Raw genomic sequence first — 6,629 nt, 5'->3', positions numbered from 1 at the left:
CGGACGGGCGGACGCGGCACCGCGACGCATGTCTCCGCTGGCCGGCCGAGCTGTGGCAGGGGACAGCGGCGGACCGGCGCGGGCGCAGGACCACGCCGTGCCGCCGCCCGCACCCATGCCGGGCGCGTCACACCCCGGGCACCCCGGCCTGTTCCATGAGCCCGGTCACCTCGGTGCCGGCCGGGGACAGCAGGAAGACGTTGCGGTCGACGCGGTGCATGCCGCTGGCCAGGCCGAAGACGACCCCGGTGCTGAAGTCGAGGACCCGCTTGGCGACATCGGTCTCCGCGCCGGTCAGGTCGAGCAGCACGGGCACACCCGCCATCAGTGTCTCGGCGACCTCGCGGGCGTCCGCGAAGACGTTCACGCGCAGCACGACGAAGCGTCGCCGCGCCTCCGTCTCGGCCTCGGGCACGGCCCGGTGGTCGACCGCGGACGGCCAGGCGTCCCGGCCCCGCAACGGCACGACCTGGGCGAGCCCCTCCCACTGTTCGTCGGTGACATCGTGGCTGTTCACCGGCATGCTCCGTCCTGGGTCGTACTGGCTGTCTGCATCGGGCAATTCTTGCGCATCGTCACCCGTTCGGCCCAACAGCGACACGTTGCGCCATCTCGGTGCACCTCACACCGGCCTCGGGGCCGGTGTGTGACGGGCGTAACCCCTCATGATCGAGCCGTGTGACAGTGGCGTAACGGGCGATTCGTACCGTCGGGGGCATGACCTCGACGCCCCGGCCCCAGCAGGAGACGCAGCAGGTACGCACCGTCTGCTCGTACTGCGGTGTGGGCTGCGGCCTCGTGCTCGACATCGGCAGGGGCCCGGACGGGCGGCGCACCGTCCTGAAGGCGTCCGGCGACAAGGCGCACCCGGCGAACGAAGGCAGGCTGTGCACCAAGGGCGCGACGACGGCCGAGATGCTGGCCGCGCCCGGCCGGCTGACCACCGCGCTGGTCCGGGACGACCGGGGCGAGGAGCCGGTTCCGGCGCCGTTGGCCGACGCGATCGCCGAGACCGCGGCACGGCTGCGGGCGATCGTCGACGAGCACGGGCCGGACGCGGTCGCCTTCTACGTCTCCGGGCAGATGAGCCTGGAGGCGCAGTACCTGGCGAACAAGCTGGCCAAGGGGTTCGTGCGGACGAACCGAATCGAGTCGAACTCGCGGCTGTGCATGGCGAGCGCGGGCATGGGCTACAAGCTGTCGCTGGGCGCGGACGGGCCGCCGGGATCGTACGAGGACTTCGACCGGGCCGACGCCTTCCTGGTGATCGGCTCGAACATGGCCGACTGCCACCCGATTCTCTTCCTGCGGATGATGGAGCGGGTCAAGGCGGGTGCCCAGCTGATCGTCGTCGACCCGCGCCGCACCGCGACCGCCGCGAAGGCGGACCTCTTCCTTCAGGTCAGGCCGGGGACCGACCTGGCCCTGCTGAACGGCCTGCTGCACCTCCTGCACACGAACGGGCACACCGACGCCGAGTTCGTCGCCGCGCACACCGAGGGCTGGGAGGCGCTGCCCGGGTTCCTCGCCGACTACACCCCGGCGGCGGTCGCGGAGATCACCGGGCTCGCCGAGGACGACCTGCGCGAGGCGGCCCGGCTGATCGGCGCGGCGGGCAGGCAGTGGATGAGCTGCTGGACGATGGGACTCAACCAGTCCACGCACGGCACCTGGAACACCAACGCCCTGGTCAACCTGCACCTGGCCACCGGGGCGATCTGCCGCCCCGGCGCCGGGCCCTTCTCCCTGACCGGCCAGCCCAACGCCATGGGCGGACGCGAGATGGGTTACATGGGTCCGGGGCTGCCGGGCCAGCGGTCCGTCCTCGTCGAGGAGGAGCGGGCGTTCGTCGAGGAGCTGTGGGAGCTGCCGCCCGGCACGCTGCGCGCCGACGGGGTGGGCCAGGGCACCGTGGAGATGTTCCGGAAGATGGCCGACGGCGAGATCAAGGCGTGCTGGATCATCTGCACCAACCCGGTGGCGTCCGTGGCCAACCGCCGTACGGTCATCGAGGGGCTGGAGGCCGCCGAGTTCGTCGTCACGCAGGACGTCTTCGCCGAGACCGAGACCAACGCGTACGCCGACGTCGTGCTGCCGGGCGCGATGTGGACCGAGGCGGAGGGCGTCTTCGTCAACAGCGAGCGCAACCTCACGCTGACCGGGGCCGCCGCGGACCCGCCCGGGGAGGCGACGGCCGACTGGCGGATCATCGCCGAGGTCGCCCGCGCGATGGGGTACGAGAAGGGGTTCTCGTACGACAGTGCCGAGCAGGTCTTCGAGGAAATCCGGCGGGCCTGGAACCCGAAGACGGGCTGGGATCTGCGCGGGGTGACGTACGAGCGGCTGCGGGAGATACCCGTGCAGTGGCCGGCCGCGAGCGAGGACGGGCCGGAGCGGAACCCGATCCGGTACGTCGGCGAGGGCGGGCTGCGCTTTCCGACCGCCTCCGGGCGTGCCGTCTTCTTCGCGCGGCCGCATCTGCCCGCCGCCGAAATGCCGGACGACGACTACCCGTTCACGCTGAACACCGGCCGGGTGCAGCACCAGTGGCACACCCTGACCAAGACGGGCAAGGTCGCCAAGCTCGGCAAGCTGAACTCCGGGCCGTTCGTGGAGCTGCACCCCGAGGACGCCGCCGCGCTCGGCGTCGCCGAGGGCGATCTGGTGGAGGTGGCCTCGCGGCGCGGGCGGGCCGTGCTGCCGGCGGTGGTGACGGACCGGGTGCGGCCGGGGTGCTGTTTCGCGCCGTTCCACTGGAACGACCTGTTCGGCGAGTACCTGAGCATCAACGCGGTGACCAGCGACGCGGTGGATCCGGTGTCGTTCCAGCCGGAGTTCAAGGTGTGCGCGGTGTCGCTGGCGAAGGTCTCGACGCCCGTACGGCAGGCACCCGTACGGGAAGCGCCTGTACGGGAGACGCCCGTTGAGGCGCTGGCGCCGACGGCCGTCACCCCGGGCGCCGCGAACCCGTTCGGCCTCGAACCGTCCCCTCCCCCGGTCCTGTCCGCGCAGGAACGCCAGTACCTGACCGGCTTCCTCGCCGGGCTCGGCTCGGGCGCCCCCGGTGTGCCGGTCCTGCCGCCGGACGCGCCGTTCTCCCCCGAGCACGCGCTGTGGGTCAACGGCGTGCTCGCCGGGATGTACTCGCGGACGGCGGCCGCCCCCGAGCGGGAACGGACCGGCCGCGAGGTGGTCGTGCTGTGGGCCTCGCAGACCGGCACGGCCGAGGAGTTCGCCGCCGCGACCGCCGAGCGGCTGGGCGCGGCCGGGCACCGGGCGACGCTGGTCGGCATGGACGAGGCCGATGTCGCCGGCCTCGCCCGCACGGCGGACCTGCTCTTCATCACCAGCACCTTCGGCGACGGCGACGCCCCCGACAACGGCGCCGGCTTCTGGGACGCGCTGTCCACGGAGCGGGCCCCTCGGCTGGAGGGACTGCGGTACGCGGTGCTGGCCTTCGGGGACTCCTCGTACGACGACTTCTGCGGGCACGGGCGGCGGCTGGACGCGCGCCTCGACGAGCTGGGCGCGGTGCGGCTGGCGCCCCGTACGGACTGCGAGCCGGACTACGAGCCGTCGGCGGGCGCGTGGCTGGACCAGGTGCTCACCGCGCTCGGCGGCACGCGGGCCGCCCCCGTCGAGAAGCCGGCGGGCAGGCCCAGGCCCGCCCCCGCCACCGCCCGTCTCGTCGGCAACCGGCTGCTCAGCCTGCCGGGGGCGGGCAAGGAGGTGCGGCGCTTCACGTTCGACACGAGCGGGACGGACCTGACGTACGAGGCCGGGGACGCGCTCGGTGTGCGGCCGGTCAACTCGCCCGCCCTGGTGGACGAGTGGCTGGCGGTGACCGGGCTGGAGGCCTCGACGGCCGTGGAGGTCGCGGGCGTCGGCGAGGTCCCCTTCGCGCAGGCCCTGCTCCGGCACCTCGACATCACGAGGATCACCTCTGACCTTCTCCGGTTCGTCGCCGACCGCACCCGGGACGACCACGCGCTGCGCAGGCTGCTGCGGCCGGACAACAAGGACGGTCTCGCGCAGTGGAGTTGGGGCCGGCAGGCCGTGGACCTGGTCACCGAGTACGGGGTGCGGGCGCGTGCCGAGGAGTGGGCCGGGGTGCTGAAGAAGCTCCAGCCGCGCCTGTACTCCATATCGTCCAGCCCGCTGGTGGACCCGCACCAGGTGGCGTTGACGGTCTCCGTGGTGCGCTACGAGAACGTGGACGGCCGGCCGCGCGGCGGTGTCTGCTCGTCCTTCCTCGCGGACGCCGCACCGGGCACCGAGGTACCGGTGTTCGTGCAGCGCTCGCCGCACTTCCGGCCCCCGGCCGACGCCGCCACGCCGATGGTCATGGTCGGCCCGGGCACCGGGGTGGCGCCGTTCATCGGCTTCCTCCAGCAGCGGCGGGCGCTCGGCCACCGGGCCCCGAACTGGCTGTTCTTCGGGGAGCAGCACCGCGCGAGCGACTTCTACTACGAGGACGAGCTGTCGGAGTTGCTGGCCGAGGGGGTTCTCACCCGCCTGGACACCGCCTTCTCCCGCGACCAGCGCAACAAGGTGTACGTGCAGGACCGGATGCGTGAGCACGGGCCGGAACTGTGGCACTGGCTCCAGGACGGCGCGCGTCTCTACGTCTGCGGCGACGCCTCGCGCATGGCGAAGGACGTCGACCGGGCGCTGCGGGACATCGCGGTCGCGCACGGCGGTCTGGGCGAGGCGGAGGCGGCGGCGTACGTGAAGCAACTCGCGGCGGACAAGCGGTACCTGCGGGACGTGTACTGAGGGGTGCCTCCTTACTCGCCTCCTACCGGACTCTTCACCTCCGTCCGCACTACGCTCACCGGCGGTCGCTAGCGTCCGACGGCGTGTACTCGGCAGAAACCACGCTGGTGGCGGCCGGCGGCCGGCAGTCGCGTCCCACCACGGTGTCCGCCCCGGAAGCCCCGGCTCCCGCGCAGTGGCACCGTGTCCTGACCCTGCTCGCCGACATCAGCCTGCTCATCGGCACGCGTGCGGTGTGGACGCAGGCGGCCGGTCACCGGCCGGCCGTCGCCGCGGTGATCTCGGTGTGCTACGCCTCGGTCCTCGTGTGCGGGGTGCTGGCGCTGGTCGTGCGCCGGACGCGGTCACTGGCACGTCTGGACGGGTGCGTGCTTCTGACGGCGGTGACGCTCGCCGTGTGCGCGTGGGTGATGCTGCACGGCGGCTCCGACGAGGCGGACCTGACCGCCCAGGCCGCCAGGGAACTCGTCGCGGGCCGCCCGGTGTACGGGCAGCCCTGGCCGTGGCTGTTCGGGCACGGTGTGGCGCGTACCCCCACGGTGTACGGCGGCTACGACTACACGTACGGCTATCCACCGCTGGCCCCGCTGCTGGCCGCGCCGCTGCTGTGGCTGGGGCACGGCGGCGCCCCCGCTACCGCGGTGAGCACCGGTGCCCTGATCGCCGGCACGGTGGTGCTGTGGCGGATGCTGCCGGTGCCGTGGCGGCCGGCGGCGACGATGGTGTGCCTCGGCTTCGGAATGCTGCCCTCGTACGGCCGGCTCGGCTACCCGGCGGTCCTCGCGATGGCCCTGCTGATCCCGGTGGTGGTGCGCTGGTCGCGCACCGGGGCGGGCGGACGGCTCGGCACGGCCGGTCTGGCGCGGGCCGCCTGTCTGGGCGCGGCGTGCGCGGCCCAGCAACTGCCGTGGTTCCTGGCGCCGTTCCTGCTCGCCGGGATCTTCGCGGTGCGGCGCGGCGAGCTGGGCGGGCCGGCGGCGGCCCGGGTGGTGCTGCGGTTCGCCGGAGCCGCGGGCACCGTGTGGCTGCTGGTGAACACGTACTTCATCGTGAGCCTGCCGCGTGCCTGGCTGTCCGGGATCGCGCTGCCGCTGACGCAGGGCGCGGTGCTGCACGGCCAGGGCCTGGTGGGCGTCTCGCTGTACCTGACGAACGGCAGCGACCGGCTCGACTGGTACTCCCGCGCCAGCCTGCTGCTGGCCGCGGCCCTGCTCGTGCTGTTCGTGCTGTTCGTACGGCGGCTGGGGTCCGCCGCGACCGTGCTGCCCTGGTGTGCCTTCTGGCTGGCGACCCGGTCGCAGGACGGCTACTACCTGATGATGACGCCGTTGTGGCTGGCGGCGGCGGTGACCGCGCCGGCGTCGGCGTTCGCCACGGCGTGGCAGCCGCGCCTGCGGCCGCTGTCCGGCGCGCGCCGCCCGGCGCGGATCGCGGCGGCGGTGCTGCTGCTCACCCCGGCCCTGGCGAGCGCCGCTGCGGCGGCGACGGGCACCCCGCCGCTGCGCATGCGCGTCACCGCGGTCCGCCACGCCACACCGGCGGCGGTGTCCCGTCTGACCGTCCGGGTCACCAACACCGACGACCGCCCGCTGAGCCCGCACTTCACCCTCACCACGGGCCAGGGCATGGACCCGTACTGGTCCGTCGTCCGGGGCCCTGCCGACGTGCCCGCGCACACCACTGCCTCCTACGAACTCCGGCCGCCCTCGGGCCGGTTCCCGTTGCCCCGGCCGGGTGTCCGCATCCGTCTGCGGGCGTTCACGGCGTCGCCGCAGACGCTGTCGAGCGCGGATGTGCAGCGGGAGGTGCGGCGGCAGGTGCGGCCGGAGGTGCCGCGACCGCGCTGACCGGCC

General features: G+C 73.5%; 3 protein-coding genes. 2 read left to right on the top strand and 1 reads right to left on the bottom strand.

What is annotated here, in order from left to right; all coding sequences use genetic code 11:
- Positions 1-127: 127 nt before the first annotated feature.
- Positions 128-523, bottom strand: coding sequence for a cell division protein SepF (locus ACFPZJ_RS12890; RefSeq protein WP_381020687.1), 396 nt, complete (start codon positions 521-523; stop codon positions 128-130).
- 194 nt (positions 524-717) lie between these two features.
- Between ACFPZJ_RS12890 and ACFPZJ_RS12885 the strand changes: the two genes are divergently transcribed.
- Together ACFPZJ_RS12885 and ACFPZJ_RS12880 are read left to right on the top strand one after the other, a co-directional pair.
- On the top strand, positions 718-4,776 hold the full coding sequence (locus tag ACFPZJ_RS12885; protein WP_381020686.1) for a molybdopterin-dependent oxidoreductase: 4,059 nt from the start codon (positions 718-720) through the stop codon (positions 4,774-4,776).
- A gap of 143 nt (positions 4,777-4,919) precedes the next feature.
- Positions 4,920-6,623 (top strand): hypothetical protein, encoded by a 1,704-nt coding sequence (locus ACFPZJ_RS12880; protein ID WP_381021302.1) that lies wholly within the window; start codon positions 4,920-4,922, stop codon positions 6,621-6,623.
- The last annotated feature ends 6 nt before the right edge of the window (positions 6,624-6,629 follow it).

Source organism: Streptomyces bullii, assembly GCF_042657145.1.
Lineage (GTDB): Bacteria > Actinomycetota > Actinomycetes > Streptomycetales > Streptomycetaceae > Streptomyces > Streptomyces bullii.
This window is presented reverse-complemented; position numbering and strand designations above follow the sequence as displayed.